At 64.4% G+C, this 26,267-nt stretch carries 24 protein-coding genes; 7 read left to right on the forward strand and 17 right to left on the reverse strand.

Annotation, left to right across the window (positions count from 1 at the left end; translation table 11 throughout):
- From ACWRN3_RS06765 to ACWRN3_RS06775, 3 genes are all read right to left on the reverse strand, one after another.
- A partial coding sequence (locus tag ACWRN3_RS06765) for a hypothetical protein (protein ID WP_476740339.1) occupies positions 1-96 on the reverse strand: 96 nt, incomplete at its 3' end.
- A 27-nt stretch (positions 97-123) separates the two neighbouring features.
- Positions 124-735 carry a hypothetical protein gene (locus ACWRN3_RS06770; RefSeq protein WP_255172736.1) on the reverse strand — a complete coding sequence of 204 codons (612 nt, stop codon included), beginning with the start codon at positions 733-735 and terminating at the stop codon, positions 124-126.
- Between the two features lie 113 nt (positions 736-848).
- Positions 849-1,457: a TetR/AcrR family transcriptional regulator gene (locus ACWRN3_RS06775; protein ID WP_476740340.1), complete on the reverse strand. Its 609-nt coding sequence runs from the start codon at positions 1,455-1,457 to the stop codon at positions 849-851.
- 100 nt (positions 1,458-1,557) lie between these two features.
- Between ACWRN3_RS06775 and galE the strand changes: the two genes are divergently transcribed.
- Positions 1,558-2,571, forward strand: coding sequence for a UDP-glucose 4-epimerase GalE (gene galE, locus ACWRN3_RS06780; RefSeq protein WP_324642537.1), 1,014 nt, complete (start codon positions 1,558-1,560; stop codon positions 2,569-2,571).
- A 211-nt stretch (positions 2,572-2,782) separates the two neighbouring features.
- On the opposite strand, the gene ACWRN3_RS06785 is transcribed toward galE, so the two are convergent.
- From ACWRN3_RS06785 to fdxA, 3 genes are all read right to left on the reverse strand, one after another.
- Positions 2,783-4,069, reverse strand: a complete 1,287-nt coding sequence (locus ACWRN3_RS06785; protein WP_056334606.1) for a citrate synthase — start codon at positions 4,067-4,069, stop codon at positions 2,783-2,785.
- 252 nt (positions 4,070-4,321) lie between these two features.
- Complete coding sequence (gene dapC, locus ACWRN3_RS06790; protein ID WP_476740192.1) at positions 4,322-5,461, reverse strand: succinyldiaminopimelate transaminase; 1,140 nt, start codon at positions 5,459-5,461, stop codon at positions 4,322-4,324.
- Positions 5,462-5,475: 14 nt separating this feature from the next.
- Positions 5,476-5,802 (reverse strand): ferredoxin, encoded by a 327-nt coding sequence (gene fdxA / locus ACWRN3_RS06795; protein WP_013601705.1) that lies wholly within the window; start codon positions 5,800-5,802, stop codon positions 5,476-5,478.
- 137 nt (positions 5,803-5,939) lie between these two features.
- On the opposite strand from fdxA, the gene ACWRN3_RS06800 reads away from it, so the two are divergent.
- Positions 5,940-6,179: a putative acetyltransferase gene (locus ACWRN3_RS06800; RefSeq protein WP_476740193.1), complete on the forward strand. Its 240-nt coding sequence runs from the start codon at positions 5,940-5,942 to the stop codon at positions 6,177-6,179.
- 125 nt (positions 6,180-6,304) lie between these two features.
- On the opposite strand, the gene typA is transcribed toward ACWRN3_RS06800, so the two are convergent.
- Complete coding sequence (gene typA / locus ACWRN3_RS06805; RefSeq protein WP_255172740.1) at positions 6,305-8,233, reverse strand: translational GTPase TypA; 1,929 nt, start codon at positions 8,231-8,233, stop codon at positions 6,305-6,307.
- Positions 8,234-8,504: 271 nt separating this feature from the next.
- Between typA and ACWRN3_RS06810 the strand changes: the two genes are divergently transcribed.
- Positions 8,505-9,398 carry an SGNH/GDSL hydrolase family protein gene (locus ACWRN3_RS06810; RefSeq protein WP_476740194.1) on the forward strand — a complete coding sequence of 298 codons (894 nt, stop codon included), beginning with the start codon at positions 8,505-8,507 and terminating at the stop codon, positions 9,396-9,398.
- Positions 9,399-9,519: 121 nt separating this feature from the next.
- Here ACWRN3_RS06810 and ACWRN3_RS06815 read toward each other — a convergent pair whose 3' ends face one another.
- From ACWRN3_RS06815 to ACWRN3_RS06835, 5 genes are all read right to left on the reverse strand, one after another.
- On the reverse strand, positions 9,520-11,226 hold the full coding sequence (locus ACWRN3_RS06815; protein ID WP_476740195.1) for a dipeptide ABC transporter ATP-binding protein: 1,707 nt from the start codon (positions 11,224-11,226) through the stop codon (positions 9,520-9,522).
- Positions 11,227-11,237: 11 nt separating this feature from the next.
- The gene (locus ACWRN3_RS06820; protein WP_476740196.1) at positions 11,238-12,182 is read right to left on the reverse strand and encodes an ABC transporter permease; all 945 of its coding nucleotides are present in this window, start codon (positions 12,180-12,182) and stop codon (positions 11,238-11,240) included.
- A complete protein-coding gene (locus ACWRN3_RS06825) occupies positions 12,172-13,101 on the reverse strand; it encodes an ABC transporter permease (RefSeq protein WP_142117098.1) in 930 nt (309 codons plus the stop codon). Before ACWRN3_RS06825 ends, ACWRN3_RS06820 begins: the two co-directional genes overlap by 11 nt.
- A 124-nt stretch (positions 13,102-13,225) precedes the next feature.
- Positions 13,226-14,914 carry a peptide ABC transporter substrate-binding protein gene (locus ACWRN3_RS06830; RefSeq protein ID WP_476740197.1) on the reverse strand — a complete coding sequence of 563 codons (1,689 nt, stop codon included), beginning with the start codon at positions 14,912-14,914 and terminating at the stop codon, positions 13,226-13,228.
- Positions 14,915-15,192: 278 nt separating this feature from the next.
- Entirely contained in the window at positions 15,193-16,953 is a 1,761-nt protein-coding gene (locus tag ACWRN3_RS06835; RefSeq protein ID WP_476740198.1) for an ABC transporter family substrate-binding protein, read from the reverse strand.
- A 216-nt stretch (positions 16,954-17,169) separates the two neighbouring features.
- On the opposite strand from ACWRN3_RS06835, the gene ACWRN3_RS06840 reads away from it, so the two are divergent.
- Complete coding sequence (locus tag ACWRN3_RS06840) at positions 17,170-17,694, forward strand: DUF805 domain-containing protein (RefSeq protein WP_255172746.1); 525 nt, start codon at positions 17,170-17,172, stop codon at positions 17,692-17,694.
- A gap of 84 nt (positions 17,695-17,778) precedes the next feature.
- Here ACWRN3_RS06840 and ychF read toward each other — a convergent pair whose 3' ends face one another.
- Positions 17,779-18,864, reverse strand: a complete 1,086-nt coding sequence (gene ychF, locus ACWRN3_RS06845; protein WP_159631466.1) for a redox-regulated ATPase YchF — start codon at positions 18,862-18,864, stop codon at positions 17,779-17,781.
- Positions 18,865-18,954: 90 nt separating this feature from the next.
- On the opposite strand from ychF, the gene ACWRN3_RS06850 reads away from it, so the two are divergent.
- The gene (locus ACWRN3_RS06850) at positions 18,955-20,184 is read left to right on the forward strand and encodes a DNA recombination protein RmuC (RefSeq protein ID WP_255172747.1); all 1,230 of its coding nucleotides are present in this window, start codon (positions 18,955-18,957) and stop codon (positions 20,182-20,184) included.
- A gap of 97 nt (positions 20,185-20,281) precedes the next feature.
- Here ACWRN3_RS06850 and ACWRN3_RS06855 read toward each other — a convergent pair whose 3' ends face one another.
- Both ACWRN3_RS06855 and ACWRN3_RS06860 read right to left on the reverse strand, forming a co-directional pair.
- Complete coding sequence (locus tag ACWRN3_RS06855; RefSeq protein WP_255172748.1) at positions 20,282-21,361, reverse strand: 4-hydroxy-3-methylbut-2-enyl diphosphate reductase; 1,080 nt, start codon at positions 21,359-21,361, stop codon at positions 20,282-20,284.
- A 9-nt stretch (positions 21,362-21,370) separates the two neighbouring features.
- Positions 21,371-22,222 carry a hypothetical protein gene (locus ACWRN3_RS06860; RefSeq protein ID WP_476740199.1) on the reverse strand — a complete coding sequence of 284 codons (852 nt, stop codon included), beginning with the start codon at positions 22,220-22,222 and terminating at the stop codon, positions 21,371-21,373.
- A gap of 161 nt (positions 22,223-22,383) precedes the next feature.
- Between ACWRN3_RS06860 and xseA the strand changes: the two genes are divergently transcribed.
- Complete coding sequence (xseA, locus tag ACWRN3_RS06865) at positions 22,384-23,736, forward strand: exodeoxyribonuclease VII large subunit (protein WP_476740200.1); 1,353 nt, start codon at positions 22,384-22,386, stop codon at positions 23,734-23,736.
- Complete coding sequence (locus ACWRN3_RS06870; RefSeq protein WP_056334565.1) at positions 23,733-23,951, forward strand: exodeoxyribonuclease VII small subunit; 219 nt, start codon at positions 23,733-23,735, stop codon at positions 23,949-23,951. Before xseA ends, ACWRN3_RS06870 begins: the two co-directional genes overlap by 4 nt.
- Before the next feature lie 77 nt (positions 23,952-24,028).
- On the opposite strand, the gene ACWRN3_RS06875 is transcribed toward ACWRN3_RS06870, so the two are convergent.
- Both ACWRN3_RS06875 and ACWRN3_RS06880 read right to left on the reverse strand, forming a co-directional pair.
- A complete protein-coding gene (locus ACWRN3_RS06875) occupies positions 24,029-24,883 on the reverse strand; it encodes a polyphosphate kinase 2 family protein (protein ID WP_324642544.1) in 855 nt (284 codons plus the stop codon).
- A 51-nt stretch (positions 24,884-24,934) separates the two neighbouring features.
- On the reverse strand, positions 24,935-26,155 hold the full coding sequence (locus ACWRN3_RS06880; protein WP_324642545.1) for a pyridoxal phosphate-dependent aminotransferase: 1,221 nt from the start codon (positions 26,153-26,155) through the stop codon (positions 24,935-24,937).
- Between the last annotated feature and the right edge of the window lie 112 nt (positions 26,156-26,267).

Consider the following 26,267-nt stretch of genomic DNA (forward strand, 5'->3'; position numbering starts at 1 on the left):
CGACCACTTCACCCGTCTGGACCCGATCAAAGCCAAAAACAACGCGATCAAAAAGCTCAACAACCTCGGCTTCAATGTCACCATCACCCCGGTCACCGCAGCCTGACGAACCCTACTTTCGTATTAGACCAGGATTTCCAGCACCGGCTGGACGTAGCTGCGGAGCAGCTCAGGCTGGCCCATCAGCTCCTGGCTCATGATGATCTTGTCCGGTTCCAGGTACCAGGCCCGTTGCTCGTCCAGCGGCAACTCAATGATGGTCAGCGTGAAGTCCCGCGAGTCCCGCCCCACCTCCATCAGCCGGTCATCCACCATGTCCCCAAGTAGCTGGTCCGTTCCGCTGGCCACGCGCTGGGCTTCGAGTTCGGCGTATTCGCTCCGGCGTTCCCTGGCCCAGGTGAGGGCAGACCCGAAATGGGCCTGCAGCAGCCGTTGGAGCGCCGGCGAGTTGCCGAACGCTTCGAAATCGGGTGGAGACAGTTCCGGGGAGGTGTGGGGGTGCGCCTTGAGCAGCTGCTCCCACCAGGCCTCCCACTCGGTCTTCAGTGCGCTGAGGCCGCCAACATCCGCGGTCAGGTGCTTATGGTCCGCCGAACGGACTTTGGGTGATGCATGGGACAGCATGGGACGGCCCACGCCGTTCAGGCCGGCGGCGTCCCGGACGTAAAGAGCAATCATCATCGGCCCGGATGTGTCGGTGGTGATCTGCCACCCGGAACCGCTTGCGTGCTGCATCCAAAGTCCTTTCCTGGCCTACCGGTGCCGGGCGTCGTGATCGGTCCGGCCTACCGGCTATCAGTCTATTCCCGCAACCAGTCCGCGGAAGTGGAAGACAGCCTTTTGATCCCTTAGCGTGCGATCCCGTCCAGGTGCCGCTCAAGCACGTCGCGGCACATCTGCGCCGTCATCCAGCCGGGCTGGAGCAAGGCGTGCATGCACAGTCCGTCCAGCGTTGCCAGGAGCCGTTCGGCCTCCACCACCAGGTTTTCCTGCGGTTCATCGTCGGGCAGCAGGGTTGCGACGAGTGCGCCCATGATGGCCGCAATTTCACGGTGGCTGCGGTCCGCCTCCGCGGCGAGGAACGGCCGGATGCGGGCGGCGTTCTTGAACGCCAGCCACGCACATGCCTCCACGGCTGTTTCCTCGTCCAGGGGAAGCATGCCGCCCAGAAGGGTTAAAACAGCCTCCCGCTGTTCGGGACTGGCTGCGGCAGCATCAAGCACGGCGGGCAGCAGGGCTTCCAGCCGGCCGGCCACCCGGTCCACCACCGTGCCGAACGTAAACGCCAGGAGCTCCTCGCTGCCCTGGAAGTAGTGCCGGACCGAGCCGACCGCCAGTCCTGCTTCGTCCGCAACTTCCCGAAGCGAGGCACGCTCGAGACCGTCCACGGCAATGATGCGGAGAACCGCCTGGACCACATCCTGCCGCCGGGCATCGGCGTCTACAATTTTGGGCACCATTCTTATTAGCACACTTGTGCTTACTCTGCCTTTCACAGACCGCCCGCCATCCGGGACACGGCGGCGGGCAACGCTGCACGTGGGATAGCGTTGAGGCATGAAAATCTTGGTCACAGGGGGCACCGGCTACATCGGTTCCCACACTGTTCTTTCCCTGCAGGAAGCCGGCCACGACGTGGTCGTCATCGACAACCTGGTCAACTCCAGCGAGGAGTCGCTGCGCCGCGTAGCCGAACTCAGCGGCAAGACCGCGGAGTTCCACAACGTGGACCTGGTGGACGAGGCCGCCGTCGAGAAGGTGTTCGCCGGAAACGGCATCGAGGCCGTCATTCATTTCGCAGGCCTCAAAGCGGTGGGTGAATCAGTGCAGGAGCCGCTGAAGTACTACTACAACAACCTGGTGGGGACGCTTAACCTGGTCCGCGTCATGGACAGGCACGACGTCCGGTCAATCGTCTTCAGCTCCTCGGCCACCGTCTACGGTGAGCACAACCCCATCCCGTACGTGGAAAAAATGGAGATCGGCGCCAACAACCCGTACGGGCGCACCAAGGAACAGATCGAGGACATCCTCTCTGACCTCGGCGCCGCCGACTCACGATGGCACATAGCACTGCTGCGCTACTTCAACCCGGTGGGCGCACACCCCTCGGGACGCATCGGCGAAGACCCGCAGGGCATCCCGAACAACCTTGTCCCGTTCATTGCCCAGGTGGCGGTGGGGCGGCGTGAGAAGCTCATGGTCTTCGGCGGCGACTACGACACGCCGGACGGTACCTGCCTGCGCGACTACATCCACGTGGTGGACCTGGCCGAGGGACACGTGGCCGCACTGAACCACATCGCGGACCGCACCGGCGTCTTCCGCTGGAACCTCGGTTCCGGCAAGGGCTCCTCTGTCCTGGAGGTCCTGCGCTCCTTTGAGAAGGCAGTGGGCCAGCCCATCCCCTACGAGATCACCGGCCGCCGCGCGGGAGACCTCCCGGCGTTCTGGGCCGATGCCACCTCGGCACTGGCAGACCTGAGCTGGTCCACCACCAAGACCGTGGACCAGATGTGCGAGGACCACTGGCGCTGGCAGAAGAACAACCCCCAAGGCTACGCCTCCTGACCCTGCCCTCCCCGTCGATTGCCGAGTAGCTGGCCTTTTGAGCCCCCAAAAGGGCAGTGGGCCCACGCCGGCAGGGTTCCCTGGCCGAGCTTGCGAGGTTAGGGTGCCGGTGGGGAGCAATGGATGGTGATTAAAGCGAAATGGCCGCCCACCTGTGAAAGGTGGGCGGCCGTCGTCGTCATTGCTGTTGCTGTCCCTGACAGGCGGGGAATCAGCGGGCGGGGTAGTCGCGCTCCGGCTCGCCGATGTACAGCTGGCGCGGGCGGCCGATCTTGGTGTTCGGGTCGCTGATCATTTCGCGCCACTGGGCAATCCAGCCCGGCAGGCGGCCGATGGCAAACAGGACGGTGAACATCTTCTCGGGGAAGCCCATGGCCTTGTAGATCAGGCCGGTGTAGAAGTCCACGTTCGGGTAGAGCTTGCGCTGGATGAAGTAGTCATCGCTGAGCGCCTTCTCTTCCAGGCGCATGGCGATGTCGAGCAGTTCGTCGTTGCCGCCGAGCTTGCTGAGGATCTCGTGGGCCGTGGCCTTGACGATCTTGGCGCGCGGATCGTAGTTCTTGTAGACGCGGTGTCCGAAGCCCATGAGGCGGACGCCGTCTTCCTTGTTCTTGACCTTCTCCATGTAGTCCTCGGGCTTGAGGCCCTCGGCCTGGATCTGGCGGAGCATCTTCAGCACGGCCTCGTTGGCGCCGCCGTGGGCAGGGCCGAAGAGGGCATTGATGCCGGCCGAAACGGAGGCGAAGAGGTTGGCGTTGGAGGAGCCCACCAGGCGCACGGTGGAGGTGGAGCAGTTCTGCTCGTGGTCCGCGTGCAGGATGAGGAGCAGGTCCAGGGCCTTGACGATGACCGGGTCCAGCTCGTACTGCTCGGCGGGGAGGCCGAAGCTGAGGCGCAGGAAGTTCTCCACCAGGTTCATGGAGTTGTCCGGGTACAGCATGGGCTGGCCGATGGACTTCTTGTGCGCATAGGCGGCAATAACCGGCAGCTTTGCCATCAGGCGGATGGTGGAAACCTCCACCTGCTCGGCGTTGAACGGGTCCAGCGAGTCCTGGTAGAAGGTGGACAGCGCGGACACGGCCGAGGACAACACCGGCATGGGGTGTGCGTCGCGGGGGAAGCCGCCGAAGAAGCCCTTGAGCTCTTCGTGCAGCAGGGTGTGGCGCCGGATCTTCTGGTCGAACTCGTCCAGTTCGGTGGGCGTGGGCAGGTTCCCGTAGATCAGCAGGTAGGACACCTCGAGGAAGCTGGAGTGCTGCGCCAACTGCTCGATGGGGTATCCGCGGTAGCGCAGGATGCCCGCATCGCCATCGATGTAGGTGATGGCGGAGGTGGTTGCTGCGGTGTTCATGAAGCCGGGGTCAAAGGTCACGGCACCGGTCTGCTTGAGCAGCTTGGAGACGTCGTAACCTTCGTTCCCTTCAACAACCTGGATGCGCGGGAGCTTCAGCTCGCCACCTGCGTGGAGCAGGGTCGCAGCATTGTTGGTCTCAGTCATGGAGTCCCCTTCATGAGGCGTCTTCGGCCTCTGTCGAAAGCTTGATCCAACATCAGGTGAGCCGCGCACTTGAGCCTGAGAAGACAGGTTCCAACACCCGGGCTGCCTTCTTGTAGAAAGCCACCATTGATCGTCAACTTAAAAAGTACCGCTCCTTGGCGGGTGTCACTAATCCGCGAGCTTCCCATCCGGCCTAAAATGCACCGGATGTGGGGCGAGTCACACGATTATTACGTGTCCCCGGGGGCCGGATCAGGCCAGCCGTGCAACGGCTGCATCGATCCGCTCGTCGGATCCGGTCAAGGCCACGCGGACATAGCCGTTGCCCGCGTCTCCATAGAAGACACCCGGCCCCACCACAATGCCGCGTTCAGCCAGGCGGGCCACCGTGGCCCACGTGTCCTCGCCTGCAGTCGACCACAGGTACAGGCCGGCGTCGGACTCCTTGATCTCCAGGCCGAAGTCCAGCAGCGCGGGCACCAGGCGTTCACGCCGGCCCCGGTACAGGTCCTTCTGGGCCTCGACGTGGGTGTCATCCCCCAGCGCCACCCGCATGGCCTCCTGGACCGGGTAGGGAACGATCATGCCTGCATGCTTGCGGCTGTTGACCAGGTTGGGCATCAGGTCCGGGTCGCCGGCCACGAAGGCTGCGCGGTAGCCGGCCAGGTTGGACTGCTTGCTCAGGGAGTAGACGGCGAGCAGGCCATGGTGCGAGCCGCCGGCCACGTGGGGATCGAGGATGCTGGGGACGCGCTGGCCGCCGCGCTGGACGTCCCAGTCGCCCCAGCCAAGCTCTGCGTAGCATTCGTCCGATGCCACCACAGCGCCAATTTCACGGGCCTGGACCACCAGCGCCTTCAGTGACTCCGCGTCGCGGACACTGCCCGTGGGGTTGCCCGGGGAATTGACCCAAATGAGGCGCACGCGTGCCCGCGTTGCGTCGTCAAGCTCGTCCAGGTTGTCCGTGGCCACCGAGGTGACCCCGGCAAGGGTGGCGCCGATATCGTACGTGGGGTAAGCCACCTTGGGGCGTACGACGACGTCTCCGGGCTTGAGGCCCAGCAGCAGCGGCAGCCACGCAACGAGTTCCTTGGACCCCACTGTCGGCATGATGTTGCGGGGGTCGAGGCCCGCCACTCCGCGCCGGCGTTCGAACCAGCCCGAGATGGCTTCCCGAAGCGCGGGAGTGCCGTGAACGGTGGGATAGCCGGGGGCATTGGCGGCCACCTTCAGGGCGTCCTGGACCAGCTGCGGTGTGGGATCCACGGGCGTGCCGATGGAGAGGTTGACTGCCCCGCCCGGGTGTTCCGAGGCCTTGGCCATGTAGGGGGCCATGGCCTCCCACGGGTAGTCGGGCAGGTTCAGGCCAAACGAATTCACTGCTGCGGTCACGTTTCCCGTCCGCGTCAGTGGTCTTGGTTCTGCGGCGGCAGGGCGGCGATCATCGGGTGGTCCTTGCCCGTGTTGCCGATCTTGGCCGCGCCACCAGGAGACCCAAGGTCATCGAAGAATTCGACGTTGGCCTTGTAGTAGTCGGCCCATTCCTCCGGGGTGTCATCCTCGTAGTAGATGGCCTCCACCGGGCACACCGGCTCGCAGGCGCCGCAGTCGACGCACTCGTCCGGATGGATGTACAGCGAACGCTCGCCTTCGTAGATGCAGTCGACCGGGCATTCCTCAATGCATGCCTTGTCCTTAACATCCACACACGGCTGCGCGATTACGTACGTCACGTCCCTGGCCTCTCCACGTTGGGTTCCGGCTTCCCCGCCGGCTCTAGCATCCGGCAGCACGGCCGGACTATTGACATCTGAGCCTATTATCTCCCAGCCCGTTCCCGCGAACCTAGCCGGCGGCCTAGTATGAACTGGTGAGTCTGCCAGCGCCTGCCCCTGCCCGCTTCCTGGCCGCGGCTGAGCCCGGAACCCGGGTGGTGGTGCGCTACCGGATTGAAGGTGGCCTCACGGATGCCCTGGGCCACCTGCTGGCGTGCGACGCCGGTTCCTGCACCGTCCGCACCCGCCAGGCCGACGTCGTCATTCCCCTTGAGCTTGTGGTGGCCGCGAAGGAAGTGCCGCCCGCTCCCCCGCGCCGCGCCGCTGCGCACTGATACCGCCGCTCGTTGCCCACGGGCTCTCCCTGCCTAACGAACCCACGGTTTCCTGCCCAATCGGGAGCTTAAACGCAGAACGCCACCGGCAAATGCCGGTGGCGTTCTGCGGACCTGCGGAGTTACTAGGCCTTGGCGCGGGCGCGGTTGGCCTTGGCGCGCTCGTTGGTGTCCAGGATGACCTTGCGGATGCGGATGGCGTCCGGGGTCACTTCGACGCACTCGTCCTCGCGGGCGAACTCGAGTGACTCTTCGAGGGTGAGTTCCCGCGGCGGGGTCAGGTTCTCGAAGGTGTCGGAGGAAGCGGCACGCATGTTGGTGAGCTTCTTTTCCTTGGTGATATTGACGTCCATGTCGTCGGCGCGGGAGTTCTCGCCCACGATCATGCCTTCGTAGACCTCGGACGTGGGCTTCACGAAGAAGGAGCCGCGTTCCTGCAGGTTGATCATGGCGAACGGGGTAACAACACCGGCGCGGTCGGCAACCATGGAACCGTTGGTGCGGTACTCGATGGGGCCGGCCCACGGCTCGTAGCCTTCGGAGATGGAAGCCGCGATGCCTGCACCACGGGTGTCGGTGAGGAACCGGGTGCGGAAACCGATCAGGCCACGGGCCGGAACGATGAACTCCATGCGGCACCAGCCGGTGCCGTGGTTGGCCATGTTGGTCATGCGGCCCTTGCGGGCTGCCATGAGCTGGGTGACGGCGCCCAGGTATTCCTCGGGCACGTCGATGGTCATGTGTTCCATCGGCTCGTGGATCTTGCCATCAACGGTCTTGGTGACAACCTGCGGCTTGCCGACGGTCAGCTCGAAGCCTTCGCGGCGCATCTGCTCCACCAGGATGGCGAGGGCGAGCTCGCCACGGCCCTGGACTTCCCAGGCGTCGGGACGCTCGGTGGGCAGGACCTTGATGGAGACGTTACCGATCAGTTCCTTGTCAAGACGGTCCTTGACCTGGCGGGCAGTGACCTTGGCGCCCTTGACCTTGCCGGCCAGCGGGGAGGTGTTGATACCGATGGTCATGGAGATCGCGGGATCGTCCACGGTGATCAGCGGCAGCGGCTGGGGGTTCTCGGCGTCGGTCAGGGTTTCACCGATGGTGATCTCCTCGATGCCGGCGACGGCGACAATCTCGCCGGGGCCTGCGGACTCGGCCGGCACGCGCTCCAGCGCCTTGGTGGCGAGCAGCTCGGTGATCTTGACGTTCTTCAGCTCGCCGTTGGCGCGGGCCCAGGCCACGGTCTGGCCCTTGCGCAGGGTGCCGTTGTAAATACGCAGCAGGGCCAGGCGGCCAAGGAACGGGGAGGCGTCGAGGTTGGTGACGTGCGCCTGGAGCACACCCTCCGGGTTGTACGTCGGAGCCGGGATGTGCTCGATGATGGTCTTGAACAGCGGTTCGAGGTCCTCGTTCTCCGGAGCGGTGCCGTCAGCGGGCTGCTCCAGGGAGGCGCGGCCGACCTTCGCGGCGGCGTACACCACGGGGACCTCGAGGATTTTGTCCAGGTCCAGATCGGGGACCTCGTCGGCCAGGTCGGAGGCGAGGCCGAGGAGCAGGTCCATGGACTCGTGCACGACCTCTTCGATCCGCGCGTCGGGGCGGTCGGTCTTGTTGACCAGCAGGATCACGGGCAGGTGCGCAGCGAGGGCCTTGCGCAGCACGAAGCGGGTCTGGGGCAGCGGGCCCTCGGAGGCATCGACGAGCAGGACGACGCCGTCGACCATGGACAGGCCGCGCTCCACCTCGCCGCCGAAGTCGGCGTGGCCGGGGGTGTCGATCACGTTGATGGTGATGGTCTCGCCGTTCGAGGACGGACCGTTGTAGGCGACAGTGGTGTTCTTCGCCAGGATGGTGATGCCCTTTTCGCGCTCCAGGTCGCCGGAGTCCATGACGCGGTCTTCTACGTGGTTGTGCTCTGCAAAGGAATGGGTCTGCTTGAGCATGGCGTCGACCAGGGTGGTCTTGCCGTGGTCAACGTGGGCCACGATCGCGACGTTGCGGAGGTCACTGCGCGATGCAGTGGCTACCGCGGTGTTGGTGGTGGTTTCAGACATGCGTAAAGGCTCGATTCAGTGGAGTCAGCTGTTGTATCGCGACATTTCCAACTGGAACGCACGACGGACAAGGCCCTTGGCACAGGGCGCCTTCCTCTATTCTAGCCGCTGAGTTATTTGTTGGCCTAAATTCCAAGCGGACTGACCGCCGCCGCTTAAGCCAATATCAGCCATCATTCCGCAATGCATGTGACCAAGTTCACTTCCACATCCCGGTGCATGGCATGATGTCTGTGACACAGCCCATCCATTGAGCACGCCGGAGACAACGATGCCCCCTGCCAAGGCCAACACCCCGCGTGGTGTCGCCTGGGCTGCCGCCGCCGCGGTCTCCGCGCTCGTGGCGGTCTCGGGGATTATTGGCAACAGCGGGGACGGCGGACTCCCTAGTACAGCGATGTCGCGGGCAGCCACAGGCCAGGCGGCCAACAGCCAGGTGGCAGCCGTGAAGCCGGGCGCCCCGAAGGTGTCGGTGACAGCCACTGCCCACGTTCTGAATACGGGCAACGGCCGCCTGGAAGCAGTTGTTCCCGATGTGGGCAGAACGGTCCTGCTGATTGGGGATTCGCAGTCGGAACCCGTAGACGGCTGGCCCCGCCTGGGCCTGGCCGCTGCCGGGTACAACGTATACTTCTGCGGCCGCGGCGGCACCGGCTACGTCGCGGCGAACGGCGCTACCGGTAATTACGTGGACGCCCTGCAGCGCGGGGACTGGTTGCTTCCTTCCGGCACTCCCGCCCTCATTGTGGTCGAGGGTGGCGGCAACGACGCCGCCGGAGGGGCAAGCAACGCGCAGATCTCGCGGAACGCCGAGCGGCTGATCTCTGAGCTGCGGAGCCGCTATCCCGGCACACGGCTGGCAATGATCGGCACCCTGGCCCGGGGAGCGAACGACGGCGGCGGCCGGCGGAGCGAGGTGGACGCTTTGCTCGCTGCCGTGGCGGCAGCAAATGGAGTGCCCTTTATCTCCACCGGAGATTGGCTCACCAGGTATGGACTGGCAAAGGACCTCGCTGATGCGGTGCATATGAACCCCGAAGGCCGCACGGCCCTGGGCGGGATTCTTGAGCGCAGGCTGCGGGAACTCGGACTGGACCGGAAACCCGCAGCGGAGCAGGGCGCCCTCGCCGCCGTGCCTGCAAGCGGGAGCACCTTCCAGGACTGACAGCCGAACCGGGCTGTTACCGCCCGTCCAAACATCTCGCCGGTTAACCGAACCGGCCAATTAAACGGATGGAGCCGGGCCCCAAAGGTCCCGGCTCCATCCGTTCAAGGAAAACGTCCCGCTATGCCACCTCAGGCGGAAGCATCAGCTTCGCGCCGGGGATGGCATTGAGCAGGGCCTTGGTGTACTCCTGCTTGGGCGATTCGAAGACGTCGTCCGTGGACCCGGTCTCCACCAGGCGGCCCTTCTCCATCACGCAGACGTGGTCCGCAATCTGGCGCACCACGGCAAGGTCGTGCGTGATGAACAGATACGTCAGCCCGAGGTTGGCCTGCAGGTCGGCGAGCAGGTTCAGCACCTGCGCCTGCACCAGCACGTCAAGCGCGGAGACTGCCTCATCACAGATGATGACCTCGGGGTCCAGCGCAAGTGCCCGTGCGATGGCAACGCGCTGCCGCTGGCCGCCGGACAACTCGTTGGGATAACGCTGCATTGCGGACTGGGGCAGTGCCACCTGGTCCAGCAGCGTCCGGACTTTCTTCTCCCGGCTGGCCTGGTCCCCGATCTTGTGGACCCGCAATGGTTCTTCGATCGTGCGGTAGATGTTGTACATCGGATCGAGGGAGCCGTACGGGTCCTGGAAGATCGGCTGGACCCGCCTGCGGAACTTGAACAGCTCGGCAGGCTTCAGGGCCGAGGTATCGACGCCGTCGAACAGGATCCTGCCCTCGGTCGGCTTCTCCAGCTGGAGCACCATCTTGGCCACTGTGGACTTGCCGGAACCCGACTCCCCCACGATCGCCGTCGTGGTTCCCCGCCGGACGTCGAAGCTCACGCCGTCGACGGCTGCGAAGTCCGTCGCTTTGCCCAGCCCCTGGCGGAGCTTGTACACCTTCCGCAGGTCCTGGATCTGCAGGAAGGTGTCCGTCTTCACGGCCTCGGCCACGGGAGCCAGCAGGTCCGTGGTCTCCACGCCCTGCTCCTTGGCCACCTGGATGCGGCGGCTGGCAAGGGACGGCGCGGACTCCACGAGCCGCTTGGTGTAAGGGTGCTGCGGGTTGCGCAGCAGCTCCAGCGACGGCCCGGCCTCAACGACCCGGCCCTGGTACATGACCACCACTTTGTCCGCACGCTCGGCCGCGAGACCAAGGTCGTGGGTGATCAGCAGCACCGAGGTGCCCAGCTCGTTGGTCATGGTTTCCAGGTGGTCCAGGATCTGCCGCTGGACGGTGACGTCGAGGGCCGACGTCGGCTCATCCGCAATCAGCAGGCGTGGCTGGCAGGAGAGGCCAATCGCGATCAGCGCACGCTGGCGCATGCCGCCCGAAAACTCATGCGGGTACTGGTTGGCCCGGCGTTTGGCGTCCGGAAGTCCAGCCTGGGACAGCACCTTGGCGATGTCGTCCGGCCCGCTGGGACGGCCGTTCGCCTTCAGTGTTTCCCTGACCTGGTAGCCGATCTTCCACACGGGGTTCAGGTTGGACATCGGGTCCTGCGGGACCATGCCGATGGTGTTGCCGCGCAGTTCGATCATGCGGTGCTCGCTGGCGTGGGCGATATCCTCTCCGTCGAGCAGGATCTGTCCCCCGGAGACCCTGCCGTTGTTGGGCAGGAGGCCGATGGCTGCCAGGGCAGTGGTGGACTTTCCGGAGCCGGACTCCCCCACGATCGCGACGGTTTCGCCGGGCATGATGGTCAGGTGCGCGTCCCGGACAGCCTTGACTTCACCGCCGCCGGTCTTGAAGGTGATGGCCAGGTCACGTATTTCGAGCAGCGGCCTGACGCCGGTGGTGCCGGCCTCATCGATGCGGACTTCTGGAGTTGTCATCTCTTTTTCTCTCATCGCTGACGGCTCTTCGGGTCAAGGGCGTCGCGCACGGCGTCGCCCAGCATGATGAAGCTCAACACCGTAAGGGAGAGCGCGGCGGCCGGGTAGAGCATGATCTGCGGATGCGTTCGTATGGAAGTCTGTGCTGCGGAGATATCGTGCCCCCAGGACATGACCCCCTCGGGCAAGCCAATCCCCAGGAACGAAAGGGTGGCTTCCGCCACGATGAATACGCCGAGTTCGAGGGTGGCCAGAACAATCACGGGTGCGAGGGCGTTCGGAAGGACGTGCTTCACCAGCGTTCCGAATTTCGAGACACCCAGCGCACGGGCTGCTGTCACAAAGTCGGCGTTACGGACCTCGATGACAGCGCCACGGGTGATGCGGGCCATTTGCGGCCAGGCAAGCAGCGAGATGACAAAGACCACGGTCCAAACACTCTTGTTTTCCCTGAACATGGGCAACTGTGTGATGACAAGCGCCCCGAGGATCAAAGGCAAGGCGAAAAAGATGTCACCAAGACGCGCGAGGATGGTGTCCAGCCAACCGCCATAAAAGCCGGCGAGGGCACCGAAGGTCACCCCGATGACCAGGACGCAGAGGACGGAAAGGATACCTACCGATAGTGAAGCCTGCGTGCCGTGGATGACCCTGGAGTAAATGTCGCAGCCCTGGAAGGTGAAGCCGAATGGATGCCCTGGCGCAGGTCCGCCTTCTGAGTTTGCGAGCTCGCAGCCCTCGTTCGGCGGCACCGACGAGAACAAGCCAGGGAACAGCGCTACGACGATCAGCACCAGGATAAGAAAAGCCGAAATGATGAACAACGGACGACGGCGAAGCTTGCGCCAGGCGTCTGCCCAGAGGCTGAGCGGGGCCTGGTCAGCCTTGACGGCGTCCGTCGCCTGCAGCGGCGTCTCGTCGATGGGGGCCACAAAGTGGCTGTTGTTACTGGTCATAGCGGATCCTCGGGTCAAGCCAGGCGTACAGGAGATCGACAAGCAGGTTGGCCACCACGAACACCAGCACCAGCACGCTGACGATGGAGACGATGGTGGGTCCCTCAGTGCGAAGGACAGCCTGGTAGAGCTTGTTGCCTACGCCGGGAACATTGAAGATGCCCTCGGTAACAATGGCGCCGCCCATCAGGCCGCCAAGGTTGGCGCCCAGATAGGTCACCACCGGGATCAGCGAGTTGCGCAGGATGTGCGCCAGGACCACCCGGGGCCGGGAAAGGCCCTTGGCGGTGGCCGTCCGCACGAAGTCGGCGTTCATGCCCTCGCTGACCGACGCACGGGTCAGGCGGAGGACATAGGCGAACGAGACAAGTCCCAGGACTACTGCCGGTAACAGCAGATTTCCCCAGTCCGCATTGGCTCCGACTGTGGGTTTGGCCCAGCCGAGCTGGACGCCGAAGACGAGCTGGAAGACGAAGCCCAGGACGAAGGTGGGGACGGCGATAACCACCAGCGAGGCCACCAGGACGGTGGAGTCGAACCAGCCGCCGCGGCGGAGCCCGGCGAAGACGCCGAACGCCACTCCGAAGACGGCCTGAATAATCAGCGCCTCGACCGCGAGCATGGCGGTCACGGGGAAGACCCGGGCCAAAGTGGCCGCGATTGGCTGTCCCGTGAAGTCATTGCCCAGGTTGAAGGTGAAGAGGTTCTTGAGGAAAAGGCCGTACTGGACCCAGAACGGCTGGTCCAGGTTGTACTGGCTGCGCAGGGTGTCGATGACTGACTGCGGGGGCTGGCGGTCGCCGAAGAGCGCCGCGATGGGGTCGCCGGGCAGGGCGAACACCATGTAATAGACGAGCAGCGTGGTGCCGAGAAAGACAGGGATCACCTGTAGGAGTCGGCGAAGAATAAACCGGACCACAGGTTTACCTGCCTTCCGGCAAAGGGGAGAACGGGTTCATTGGTGCCTTCCTGCAGTTGCAAGCGAATGGGGGCCCGGCTGTAACCGGACCCCCAGTGCGCCTCACAGCAAGTTAGATCTGGGACTACTTAGCCGTGATGTTGTAGTAGAGAATTTCGCCGTTCCAGCCGGTCTCGGCCTTCGCAACGTTGTTGCTCCACACAATTGCCTTGGCATAGTCCCAAAGCGGCAAGCCCGGAAGGTCCTGGAACAGAACCTCCTGTGCCTGGTTGAACTTGGCGTTCGCGTCATCCGTGCTCTTGGCGGCGAGGCCCTCCTTGAGCAGCTTGTCGAACTCGGGGTTCGAGTACTTCTCATAGTTGGAGGAAGCACCCGTTGCCCAGACCGGTCCCAGGAAGTTGTACAGCGACGGGTAGTCGCCCTGCCAGCCGGCGCGGGTCAGGCCCGGCAGCTGCTGGGACTTGCGGAGGTTCAGGACTTCAGCGAACTTGGCGAAGGGCTGGATTTCAGCCTGGATGCCGAGGTTGTTCTTGAAGCCGTTGGCCACGGCGTCGATCCATTCCTTGTGGCCGCCGTCGGTGTTGGAGGCGATCTGGAGCGGCTTGGAGCTGTCGTAAGGCTGGATCTTCTCAGCCTGCGTCCAGAGGTCCTTGGCCTTGGCGGCGTCGAACTTCAGGACTTCGCTGCCCTTAAGGCCTTCCTTGAAGCCATCGATGACCGGCGGGGCAAAGGCCTTGGCCGGGGTACGGGTGCCGTTGAAGACAACCTTCGTGATTTCTTCACGGTTGATGGCGTAGGACAGCGCCTGGCGGCGGAGCTTTCCGGCTTCACCCTGGAAGTTCGGGTTGTAGCCGGGAATGTTCAGCGTGGCGTTGGTGGCAACAGGCTTGGTGGCGTTGCGGTCCGGGAAGTCGTTGACATAGGTCTTTGTGGCGTTGGACGGCAGAACATCGGTGATGTCGAGGTTATCGGCCTGCAGGTCCGTGTACGCGGGGCCCGGGTCGGTGTAGAACTTGAAGGTGATGCCACCGTTTTTGGCCTCACGCGGGCCCTTGTAGTCAGCGTTCTTTACCAGGGCAATCGACTGGTCGTGGACCCAGGCTCCCTGCTTTTCGAACTTGTAGGGACCATTGCCAATGGGGTTCTCCCCAAAGGTCTTCGGGTCCGCCAGCGCGGCCGAGGGCAGCGGGTAGAAGGCGGAGTACCCCAAGCGCAGGGACCAGTCGGCCTCAGGCTGGGTGAGCTTGACCGTGATCGTGGAATCATCTGTTGCTGCCAGGCCGGACATCTTGTCGGCCTTGGGAGCGGGCGTGGTGGTGGTCTTGCCGTCCGCGGATTTCTCCGTAGTTACGGCTGAGACGTCCTCATAGCCGGCGATGGACTCGAAGAAGAAGCTGTTGTTCTGCAGGTTCTTGGAGTTGGCCGCAAAGTTCCAGGAGTCGACGAAGGTCTTGGCGGTGATGGCTTCACCATTGGTGAACTTCTGGCCCTGCTTGACCTTGATGGTCCAGTTCTGGGCGTCGGAGGAGTCGATGGACTCGGCCAGCGAGTTCACTGCTTTGCCGTCGGCATCATACGTGCGGAGGCCTTCGAAAAGCAGGTTGATGACGCGGCCGCCATTCGTTTCATTGGTGTTCGCCGGCAGCAACGGGTTTTGCGGTTCGCTGTTGTAAGCGGTGATCACCTTGTTCGGGTCGCCGGCAGCGCTGCTGGACCCGTTGGTGCTGCCGCCGCCGCCGGCGCCGCACCCGGTCAGGGCAAGCGCGGCGATTGCCACGATGCCCAGTGCTTTGGAAGTGCGCGTAAAACGCATTCCGCCTCCTATGAGTTGTGGGAGAGATGTATAGGGGAATCTTGTGCTTCCCCGCAGGTCGGACGCAGCTCACCGCTGTGACGAAACCTACACAATACGAGTTAGCCTAACTGCACGAAGTCCAGATATTGGTACTCCGTTGCCAAACCGTGACCGGCGGCTTTTCAATGCCCCGGGCGGCGGCGATAGTTAGGCACGTCACATGCTACTCGCCGGTAGGCCTTACGGCGAATCGGCGCCGCAAGAGCCAAAGGACCCTAAAAAGGACGTGGCCGCGGCTAGGACAGCCGCCACTCCGCAACGTTCCACCACACGCCGAGGGGACCGGGGCTGGTCTTCACGCCGGCCACCCGGGAATTGAACGCAGTTGTTCCCGGGGTTTGATAAAGGGGGAGGCCATACGCGTCCTCCCAGATGTGCTTGTCGATCCCCGCCAGGAGCTCGTCCTGTTTGCCCAGGTCCGTGGTCACAGCCAGTTGTTCCATGATCTTGTCCGCGTCGGCGTCGGAATATCCCGTGAAGTTGCTGCCGGCCCCGGTGCGGAAGATCTGCGGCACCCTGCTGACACCCGCCTCAGTCCCGATCCAGCCTGACAGGGCGGCGTCGTAGCCGCCCCTGCTCAACGCGGCCGCCCACTCTGCACTCCCCTGGCCGCCGTCGACAACCCGGAATCCGGCCAGGGCGGCCGAGTCACGGATCAGGGCGAAAGCTTTGGCCCGGTTCGGGTTGTCCCGGTTATAGAGAATGCGGATGCTGGGGGTGGCGTCCTTAAGGAGCCTCTTTGCGCCATCGATGTCCACCTTGGCGTAATCGGAAGACCCGTTGTTTTTCACGGTCTCGTCGTACTTTGGCTGTCCGGGCAGGAACACTTGGGAGTCCAGCGGCTTGTTGTCCGCCACCTGGGTGCCCACCACGGCGTCCACGATCGCCTGCCGCGGCACCGTTTTGAGGAAGGCTTCCCGGACATCCTTGTCCGCAAACGTTCCGGAGAAGTTGAGGTCAAGGTGGTCGTAGCCGGACTGTTTGTACCGTTCAACGGTGATGCCCTGGCCTGACAGGCCGGTGAGGAGATTGTCCGTGGCAGCCGAGGGCTGTGGCGAAATGATGTCCGCCTGCCCGTTGCGCAGGGCATCAACCGCCGCCGGCACGGCCCCTGTGAACCGGACATTGATCTCGTCCAGCCACGGTTCCGCGCCCCACACGTAGTCCCGGTTCCGGACCAGCTTCATGGAAACTTCAGGCACGATGTCGCGGACGATGTAGGGGCCGCTGGACAGGTAGAGCGCAGGATCATCCGGAACGGACTTCGTGTCGAAGCCGGTGTTCCAGAAATCGCTGACCTTTTTAAGGGCCGGGTGCGACGTCGGCTTGTCCGGGTTGCCCCGGGGCGTGTCCTTGAGGAGCTTGACCAGGTCTTCCTCATCGTTGAGTCCGCTCTTGGCAGCGACGACATGGGCCGGGAGTCCGACGTCGAGCGCCACTTCCCAGTCAGCGTACGGTGCGGCGTACTCAATGGTGATGGAACGGCCGTCCGACCCGATTTCGGGAAACAGGGTACCCGCCAGGCCTGTGGTATCGGAGGCAACCGAGAAGTACTTGGTGCCCTTCCCCGCTGCGGGGTCGACGTCGTCGAAGTAACCTGACCCGGCGGCCCAGCTCAGCAGGAGGTCTGCAGCTCCGATGGGCGCACCGTCCGACCACTTCACGCCCTCATTGACCGTGTACTTTACTTTGAGCGGCTGGTCAGAGACCTTCTCGAAGTGCCCGAACTTGTCGTTGCGGACCACCTTGGAGCTGTCGTCCAGGTAGAAGAAGCCCGAGTGTGTGATGGCGCCGATCTTCGAGTTGATGTCGGTGTTGCCGCTGGCGCTGTAGGGGTTGAACGAGGAGAATGCGTTGACCTCGGCCACGGTGACGCTGCCGCCCCGCTTTGCCTCCCCCACCACCACGGACGGGGCGCTGCCGCCCGAACAGCCGGAAAGAACCAGGGCAGCCGCCAACGCGGCGATGAGCAACTGCATCAGACGCCGGACCGGCATGCCGCCTCCTTGTGGTTTTCCCTCTCCGGAGGGGACTGGGGCCGCTTCGATCACGCCCTACAAACTCAGGATACTTGGTGCTGCTGCCCGCCAGCCCAATCCGTGCCCCCGCCACTAGGAGGTAGTCCGGGCCGCCGGACGGGACCTACGGCCCGAGCCCGGGCCCGGCCGGTTCCGTAGCATGCTGGCAACGGAACCTCAGGAAGGAAAAGCTCGATGAGCATCCCCCAACCGTCCAATGTGCCCGGAAGTGCAGTCCCGCCCCTCGAACTGCCGTACTACGGTGCTCCGCCGGTGGACGCGGTCAAACGCGTCTTCCAGAAGTACGCGGTCTTCTCGGGGCGCGCCAGCCGAAGCGAATATTGGTGGTGGTTCCTCGCTTCCGGGCTGGCCTCAGCGGTGCTGAATTCCATCAGTCCCACTGTAGTCAACGGCCAGGTGACGGGGTCCAGCGCCCTGGGTGGTTTGTGGTTTCTCGCCACCGTTGTCCCGTCACTCGCGGTGGCGTCCCGGCGCCTCCACGACGTGAACCTCAGCGCCTGGATGCTGCTGCTCGCCCTCATCCCCGTGCTTGGATGGATTGTGCTCATCGTGCTGCTCGCACAGCGGGAGAACCCGTATGGCCAGCGTTTCGACAAGTACCCTGCACCGGAGCGTGGGCAGGCATCATCCGCTCCCCCGTCCTGGCCTCAGCAGCAGCCTCCCTACCCGCCAGGTCCCGCGGGTCCGACCGGGCCGTAGGCCAGGGCAGACCTCCGGCAGTTTTTCGGCCTGGACAGTAGCCAGCATGATTCCGGGGCGGCAGTGCGCCTGTTCCTGCGGAAATCAGACGTTGAAGCGGAACTCCACCACGTCGCCGTCGGCCATGACGTATTCCTTGCCTTCGATCCGGACTTTGCCGCGGGATTTCGCCTCAGCCATGGATCCGGCGTCCACAAGGTCGTCGAAGGAGACTACTTCGGCCTTGATGAAGCCCCGCTGGAAGTCTGAGTGGATGACGCCGGCTGCCTGCGGTGCCGTGTCACCCTGCCGGATGGTCCAGGCTCGCGCTTCCTTGGGGCCCGCCGTGAGGTAGGTCTGCAGCCCCAGGGTGTGGAAGCCCACGCGTGCCAGCTGGTCCAGGCCGGATTCGTCCTGGCCGTTCATCTCCAGCATCTCGCGCGCCTCTTCCTCGTCCAGCTCCACAAGGTCGGCCTCGAGTTTGGCGTCAAGGAAGATACAGTCTGCCGGGGCAACCATGGCGCGCAGTTCTTCCTGCTTTTCCGGGCTGCCCAGGATGCCTTCGTCGGCATTGAACACGTAGATGAAGGGCTTGGCAGTCAGCAGGCCCAGCTCCTTGAGGTGTTCCATCTCCAGTTTGTCGCTCTTGATGGAGGAGTAGATGGTGTCTCCCCGCTCCAGCACCGCCTGCGCTGCCTTGATGGCGGCGAGCTCGGCGGCTTCCCGCTTCTTGATCTTGACTTCTTTTTCGATCCGCGGGATGGCTTTTTCGATGGTCTGCAGGTCCGCGAGGATCAACTCGGTGTTGATCGTCTCCATGTCCGAGCGGGGATCCACCTTGCCGTCGACGTGGATTACGTCGGGGTCATCGAAGACCCGGACAACTTCGGCGATGGCTTCAGCTTCGCGGATATTGGCCAGGAACTGGTTGCCAAGCCCCTCCCCCTCCGATGCGCCCTTCACGATGCCGGCGATGTCGACGAAGGATACCGCGGCGGGCAGGACGCGCTGGGAGCCGAAGATCCCGGCGAGCTTCTGCAGCCTGGGGTCCGGGAGGTTCACGACGCCGACATTGGGTTCGATGGTGGCGAACGGATAGTTCGCGGCCAGGACCTGGTTGCGGGTGAGCGCGTTGAACAGGGTTGATTTGCCGACGTTGGGCAGTCCGACGATGCCAATAGTAAGAGCCACGAGGATTGATTCTACCCGCCGGACCCCGCCGCCCTGTACCCGGGAATGTCACTGCCCATGATTGTCAGAGCCCCGTGCAACAGTGAAGCCATGGATGCTTTTGCCTTGATTCTGGCCCTCTTCATGCTGCTGCTCGGTGCGCTTGCCGGCGCTGCAGCCACCTATTTCTCATTGCGCCGGAACTCGCACGCCCTGGAGTCGGACTTCGACCAGGTGTCGTCCCGCCTGTCCGATGTCACGGCGCAGCTGGCAGCGGCCGACGCCGAGCGGCGGCTTTTGGCCGCACAGAACCGTGAGCTGGGTGAGGCCCGGACACAGGACGGCAGCGTGCTGCGTGCCCTGGCGCCCGTGGCCGAGAAGCTGTCCGCGGTGCAGCAGCAGGTGGCACTGCTGGAGCGGGACCGGGTTGAGCAGTACGGCCAACTGGCCCAGCAGCTGCAGGAGGCCAGGCTGTCCGATGAACAGCTCATCCGTTCCACGCATGCCCTGGAATCGGCGCTGCGTTCCAACAGCGCCAGAGGCCAGTGGGGCGAGGTGCAGCTCCGGCGCGTAGTGGAGGCTGCCGGCATGCTCCGCCACGTCGACTTCGTCGAGCAGGTCCACAGCGCAGGCCACGACTCAGCTGTGCGGCCGGATCTGGTGGTGCAGCTGCCGGGTGAAAAGCAACTGGTGGTGGACGCAAAAGTCCCGTTGTCGTCCTACCTTGAGGCACAGGAACTGGACGCGGTGGACCCCCGCCTGGCACGGGCCGCCGGGCCACAGTCGGCAAACGACGGCCGGAACCGGCAGGCCCTGCTGGCGGCACACGCCAAGGCGCTGAGGGCGCACGTCGACGCGCTGGGTACCAAGAAATACTGGGACATCCCCGGGAACTCCCCGGAACTGGTGGTCTGCTTCATCCCGGCCGAATCCATCCTCGCAGCGGCATTGACAGCTGACGCCGGACTCCTGGATCACGCGCTGTCACGCAACGTTGTCCTTGCGTCACCGAGCACCCTCCTGGCCGTGCTGAAGTCCGTGGCGTTCACGTGGCGCCAGGACGTCCTGACGGACAGTGCACGCGAGCTCTTCGAACTTGCGCGGCAGCTGTACGACCGGATGGGCACGCTGGGCGAGAATGTCACCAAGCTGGGATCGTCACTGAAGACCTCAGTGGACCGTTACAACGCCATGGTTGGCACACTGGAAGCCAGGGTCCTGCCCACAGCGCGGAAGCTCAACAGCCTGGAGGAGTCCGGCCTGGTTGCACCTTCGCTGGTGGAAGTTACCCCGCGGGCGCTGGTGGCACCGGAACTGCAGGGCGACGACGAAGCGGCCTGAGACGGCCGCCGGCATGCGGAAGGGGGGGCGGGGCGGGGGGGGGGCGCCCCGCCCCCTTCCGTTGAGATGTGGTGACGGTTGAAATGTGGTCGCGGTTTTAGCTGCGGGACCGGCGTCCGCCCAGCGCGCGGCTGACATCGCCGGCCTGCTTCAGGGTGGCCCGGAGTTCCTTGGGCAGCGAGAAGAGGAGGTCTTCCTCGGCCGTAACGACTTCCTCCACGGCTCCGTAGCCGTAATCAGCCAGCAGCCGCAGCACGTCCTGCACCAGCACCTCGGGAACGGATGCCCCCGACGTCACACCCACGGTTGCGACGCCTTCAAACCACGCCTCGTCAACCTCGTTGGCGAAATCCACCCGGTACGAGGCCTTGGCACCGTATTCGAGCGCCACCTCCACCAGCCGGACAGAGTTGGACGAGTTGGCCGAACCCACCACGATCACCAGGTCCGCCTTGGGCGCAATTTTTTTGATGGCCACCTGGCGGTTGGTGGTGGCGTAGCAGATGTCGTCGCTGGGCGGATCCTGCAGGGTGGGGAACCGTTCCTTGAGCAGCCGGACGGTCTCCATGGTCTCGTCCACGCTCAGCGTGGTCTGCGAAAGCCAGATGACCTTTTCGGGGTCGCGGACAGTGACCTGGTCCACTTCGTGCGGGCCATTAATGATCTGGATGTGCTCCGGCGCCTCCCCTGAGGTGCCTTCCACTTCCTCATGGCCGTCGTGGCCGATCAGGAGGATATCGAAATCGTCCTTTGCGAAGCGGACGGCTTCCTTGTGCACTTTGGTGACCAGGGGGCACGTGGCGTCAATGGTGCGCAGGCCCCGGGTTTCGGCGGACTCGACCACTGCCGGGGACACTCCGTGGGCGGAGAAGATCACGAGGGCACCTTCGGGTACTTCGTCCGTTTCGTCCACGAAGATGGCGCCCTTTTCCTCCAGCGAGCTGACCACGTGGACGTTGTGGACAATCTGCTTGCGGACATACACGGGCGGCCCGTAGTGTTCCAGCGCCTTTTCGACCGCGATCACGGCCCGGTCAACGCCTGCGCAGTATCCGCGGGGAGCGGCCAGCAGCACCTTCTTGGTTCCGTTTACGGGGGCTGCGGCTGCTACCTCCTCAGGCGAGCGGCGCCTGCGCGGAATGGTTGGCATCGAAAGGGATACAGCCGAGGTGGTCATTCCTCCATGTTACCGGCTGGTCCCCACCCGTTTCCGGGATGCGAACAACGTCACAATGCCCACCGCCACCAGGACGCCACCGGCAACCCCGGCCGCGGCGATCCACGTTTGGAAGTCCGCGCCGGAAGCGGCAAGGAAATGGTCACGGAACATGTTGGCCACCGCATTGCCGGTGTCCGTGGCCTGGGCGCGGGCTGACCCCAGCTGCAGTCCCAGCCCCCACAGCCCCGCGAGCGCCATTCCCCCAAGGCCGGCGGCCAGCAGCACCGTCCCGCGGCGGCGTGCCGCCACGAGCGCCAGCAGGAACGCTACGGCTGACCCGATGGCCAGGATGTAGCCCATGGGCGCGTAGGTGGCCAGCCGTTCAGTCCACTCCTTTTGCGCAGGCTGGCCTACATTGATCAGCGTCTGTTCCGGCGGGTCGAGGGGAAGCCTGGTGGTGCGGGAGATCTCCTCCGAGCCCAGGGCAACCAGCGGGGCAACGTCGAGGGTCAGGGACGACGCCGACGCTCCTCCCTGGGATGCCGCGGCAGGATCGGCAAAGCTGAGGCGGTGGCTTCTGCGGAGGGTCTCCTCCCAGGCCGCCGGATAGCCGGGCAACCCAGTCAGTGACTCCGCCGCCTTTTCAAGCATTGGCTCCACCAGACCTGAGAGGAACCCGGGAACCGCCCCGGTATCAATCGTTCCCACTGCGGCGGCGGCCAGCTTCTTTTGAAATTCCGTGTCCTTGCCAAGTGGAGCTGCAAGACGGACGAAGCCGTCTTCCTGGACGATGTTGCGGTCCACCCAGATGGCGGGAACGGCAACGGCGGCGAGGAGTATGCCCAGCACGGTGGCGATGGCAGAGTTAAAAGTGCGCACAACAGGTCCTTAGGGGTTGGGGGCCTTATCCCATCCTAGGCAGGGTCCAGGGGCTGCCCCTGTCAGTCCCCGGTGCTAGACCTTATGGATAAGGTTGATTGACCGCCCACGACAGTTGAAGGACCGCATGCCCGCAGCACCAGCCTCCCACCGGCGTCCGCATGTCTGACCAGGCCTCGTTACCGGGTACTGCCCCCACTACGTTGCCGGCCACCGCGGCGGAAACCAGCCCGGACAACCCGTGGCCGCTGCAGCTGCTGTCGCAGAAGCTCAAGGCCCACATCGACCGCACCCCGTCGGCGTGGGTTGAAGGCCAGGTCATTGAACTGAACCGGCGCGGGACGAACGCCTACATCACGCTTCGGGACGTGGACGCGGAGGTGTCGCTGCCGGCTTCCGTCTGGACCAAGGTCCTGGAGCGGCAGAACCTTCCACTGGAGCGCGGATCACGGGTGGTGGCCCTGCTGAAACCGGAGTTCTGGCTGAAGACGGGCCGGCTGAACATGCTGGTGCGGGACATCCGGCCGGTCGGACTGGGTGACCTGCTGGCCCGGATTGAGCGGCTGCGCCAGGCCCTCGCGGCTGAGGGTCTTTTCGCCGATTCCCGGAAGAAGCGGCTGCCCCTGCTGCCGCACCGCATCGGCCTGATCACGGGTCGGGATTCGGACGCCAAGAAGGACATCCTTCGCAACGCGGCCCTCCGGTGGCCGGCGGTGGAGTTCGAGATCCGCGAGGTGGCCGTCCAGGGAAACACGGCCGTGTCCCAAATAGTCCGTGCCCTGCGTGAGCTGGACGTCCGGCCTGAGGTGGATGTCATCGTCATCGCCCGGGGCGGCGGGGCACTGGAGGATCTCTTGCCCTTTAACAGCGAGGAACTGATCCGTGCCGTGGCCGCGGCCAACACGCCCGTCGTGAGCGCCATTGGCCATGAGGCGGACCGCCCGCTGCTGGACTACGTCGCCGATCTCCGGGCCTCCACCCCCACCGACGCCGCGAAGCGGATCGTGCCGGAGGTATCCGAGGAACTTGCCGGGGTGCGCCAGGCGCGGGAACAGCTGCGGCGCTGCGTGGAACGGCTGGTGGACCGGGAGTCGGACCGGCTGGCGGCACTGCATTCGCGGCCCGTCATGGCGGCGCCCGAGGGCATGGTCTCCGTCCGGGGCGAGGAAATCGAACGGCTGCTGCGGCGCTCCTCCGCCGCGGTGAGCTCCACGGTGGTGCGGGCAGCGGACCAGCTGGAGCATCTGAAAGCCCAGGTCCGCGCGCTCTCACCGCAGAAGACCCTGGACCGGGGGTACGCCGTCGTCGAACTGGCAGGAGACCAGGCCGCACGGATCGCCGAGGCCGGCCACGCCGTCGTCCGCAGGCCCGCCGAAGCACCTGCGGGTGCCCCCTTGTCCATCCGTGTGGCGGAGGGACGCTTCGGGGCCACCTCCACCGGCCTTGCGGAGTCCACCAGGGCACCGCACCCAGGAAACCCAGACCAGCACCAGGAAGTGGAAGAGAAGGCATGACCGAACAGAAACCAGAATCCGACGTTGCCGCGCTGAGCTATGAGGAGGCCCGGGAGCAGCTCATCGCCGTGGTGGGCAGGCTGGAGGCCGGAGGGGCAAGCCTGGAAGAATCCCTGGCCTTGTGGGAGCGCGGCGAGGCACTGGCCGCGCGGTGCGAGGAGTGGCTCGAGGGAGCACGGAAGCGGTTGGCCGCTGCCCGCGACCAGCCGCTGTAAACAACCGCCGGACCGGGCCAGCCCTTGGAACCGCGGCTTTGTACCGGGCCACACTGCTCCGGCCCCAGGGCCCGGGCTCAGGAACGGGCTACGAGCTCCCGTTCGATGTCGACGTCGAATTCAGCCTTGGGCCACTCCAGGCGGAAATCGGACAGCGCCGACATCACCAGTTGCTGCACGGCGATGCGGGCGAACCATTTCTTGTTGGCGGGAACCACGTACCACGGGGCAATCGCTGAGCTGGTCTCTTCGAAGGCGGCCTGGTAGGCGGCCATGTAGTCATCCCAAAAGGCCCGTTCCTTCAGGTCGCCACTGCTGTATTTCCAGTGCTTGGCAGGGTTGTCCAAGCGGGCCAGCAGCCGGGATTTCTGCTCATCCTTGCTGATGTTGAGCATCACTTTGATGATCTTGGTGCCGGCGTCGGTTTGGCGGGCTTCGAATTCGTTAATGGCCCGGTAGCGCCGGCTGATTTCTTCCGGGGTGGCCCAGTTGTGGACGCGGTGGATGAGGACGTCCTCGTAGTGGGAGCGGTCAAAGATCCCTACCATCCCGGCTGCGGGGACCTCCTTCTCGATACGCCAGAGGAAATCGTAGGACTTCTCCTGCTCGGTGGGGGCCTTGAACGCCTTGAACTGGACGCCCTGGGGGTCCATGGTGGCCATGACGTGGTTGACGATTCCGCCCTTGCCGGCTGTATCCATGGCCTGGAGGACCAAGAGGATCCGTTTCTTGCCGCCGACCCGTGATTCGGCGAACAGCTGTTCCTGCAGCTCCGACAGCGTCCCGTCCATCTCAGCCAGCAACGCCTCGCCGTCGGCCTTGTTGCCGCTGTAACCCGGAGTGGCGTCCGGGTCCACCGCGGCCAAGGAAAATCCCTTTCCAACGCGCAGGGTCTCAGACGGATGCTGGTCGAAGCCAACGACGCGGGCCATGGGGTTCCTCTCCGCAGGGGGTACACGGGCCCGGTGGCCCGTGAGCACAGGCTAGTTCCCCTGGTACCTGCTTAGGAAGTCCCCCATGCGCCCGATAGCCTCTTCGATGTCCTTCACGTTGGGCAGCGTCACCATGCGGAAGTGGTCCGGGCGCACCCAGTTGAAGGCACGGCCATGCGATACCAGGATCTTCTGTTCCCTCAGGAGGTCAAGGACAAATTTCTCGTCATCCCGGATGTGGTAGACCTCGGGGTCAAGCCGCGGGAACAGGTACAGGGCGCCTTTGGCCTGCTGAGTGCTGACTCCGGGAATGGCGTTCAGCATGTCGTAGGCCTTGTTGCGCTGCTCCAGCAGCCGGCCGCCCGGGAGGATGAGGTCGTTGATGCTCTGGTAGCCACCCAATGCCGTCTGGATGGCGTGCTGGGCCGGCACATTGGCGCACAGGCGCATGTTGGCCAGGAGGTTGATGCCTTCCAGGTAGTCGGCGGCATCCTTCTTGGGTCCTGAAATGGCCATCCAGCCTGCCCGGTAACCGCAGACGCGGTAGGCCTTGGACAACCCGCTGAAGGTCAGGCACAGGACGTGGTCGCCGGTGAGGCCGGCCAGGTTCACGTGGACGGCGTCCTCGTACAGGATCTTTTCGTAGATCTCGTCGGCAAATATCACCAGGCCGTGCTTTTCGGCCAGGGCCACGATGCGCTTCAGGGTCTGTTCCGGGTACACAGCGCCGGTGGGGTTGTTCGGGTTGATGACCACGATGCCCTTGGTGCGGGGAGTGATCTTGGCTTCCAAGTCCTCCAGGTCAGGCTGCCAGCCGGACTCTTCATCGCAGAGGTAGTGCACCGGCTTGCCGCCGGCGAGCGCCACGGACGCTGTCCAGAGCGGGTAGTCCGGCGTGGGGATGAGCACCTCGTCGCCTGAGTCCAGCAGCGCCATCAGGGACATGGTGATGAGCTCGCTGACACCGTTGCCCAGGTAGATGTCGTCAACGTGGATGTTCTGGATTCCGCGGGTCTGGTAGTACTGCGAGACGGCGGTGCGCGCCGAAAAGATGCCACGCGAATCGCTGTAGCCCTGGGCGTGGGGCAGGTGGCGGATCATGTCCACGAGGATGGCGTCCGGTGCCTCGAAGCCAAACGGCGCCGGGTTCCCGATGTTCAGCTTGAGGATCCTGTGGCCCTCCGCCTCCATCTGCTGGGCGGCTTCAAGGATCGGTCCACGGATGTCATAAAGGACGTTGTTGAGCTTCGTGGACTGCCTGAATTCTGCCATCCCTCAAATATGCCACAGGAAGGATGCATGGCCGTTGAGACATCCGCCACCTGGCCGACGGCGGCTGCCGGACCTTCGAAAGTCCGGCAGCCGCCGTCGTCGTCACCTGCGT

It is taken from the genome of Pseudarthrobacter sp. rb (assembly GCF_056389225.1).

Coding starts and splice junctions, on each gene's coding strand:
- ACWRN3_RS06770 (WP_255172736.1), bottom strand. CDS start 735: ATGCAGCACGCAAGCGGTTCCGGGTGGCAGATCACCACCGACACATCC.
- galE (WP_324642537.1), top strand. CDS start 1,558: ATGAAAATCTTGGTCACAGGGGGCACCGGCTACATCGGTTCCCACACT.
- ACWRN3_RS06785 (WP_056334606.1), bottom strand. CDS start 4,069: ATGACTGAGACCAACAATGCTGCGACCCTGCTCCACGCAGGTGGCGAG.
- typA (WP_255172740.1), bottom strand. CDS start 8,233: ATGTCTGAAACCACCACCAACACCGCGGTAGCCACTGCATCGCGCAGT.
- ACWRN3_RS06810 (WP_476740194.1), top strand. CDS start 8,505: ATGCCCCCTGCCAAGGCCAACACCCCGCGTGGTGTCGCCTGGGCTGCC.
- ACWRN3_RS06815 (WP_476740195.1), bottom strand. CDS start 11,226: ATGACAACTCCAGAAGTCCGCATCGATGAGGCCGGCACCACCGGCGTC.
- ACWRN3_RS06820 (WP_476740196.1), bottom strand. CDS start 12,182: ATGACCAGTAACAACAGCCACTTTGTGGCCCCCATCGACGAGACGCCG.
- ACWRN3_RS06830 (WP_476740197.1), bottom strand. CDS start 14,914: ATGCGTTTTACGCGCACTTCCAAAGCACTGGGCATCGTGGCAATCGCC.
- ACWRN3_RS06835 (WP_476740198.1), bottom strand. CDS start 16,953: ATGCCGGTCCGGCGTCTGATGCAGTTGCTCATCGCCGCGTTGGCGGCT.
- ACWRN3_RS06840 (WP_255172746.1), top strand. CDS start 17,170: ATGAGCATCCCCCAACCGTCCAATGTGCCCGGAAGTGCAGTCCCGCCC.
- ACWRN3_RS06850 (WP_255172747.1), top strand. CDS start 18,955: ATGGATGCTTTTGCCTTGATTCTGGCCCTCTTCATGCTGCTGCTCGGT.
- ACWRN3_RS06855 (WP_255172748.1), bottom strand. CDS start 21,361: ATGACCACCTCGGCTGTATCCCTTTCGATGCCAACCATTCCGCGCAGG.
- xseA (WP_476740200.1), top strand. CDS start 22,384: ATGTCTGACCAGGCCTCGTTACCGGGTACTGCCCCCACTACGTTGCCG.
- ACWRN3_RS06870 (WP_056334565.1), top strand. CDS start 23,733: ATGACCGAACAGAAACCAGAATCCGACGTTGCCGCGCTGAGCTATGAG.
- ACWRN3_RS06875 (WP_324642544.1), bottom strand. CDS start 24,883: ATGGCCCGCGTCGTTGGCTTCGACCAGCATCCGTCTGAGACCCTGCGC.
- ACWRN3_RS06880 (WP_324642545.1), bottom strand. CDS start 26,155: ATGGCAGAATTCAGGCAGTCCACGAAGCTCAACAACGTCCTTTATGAC.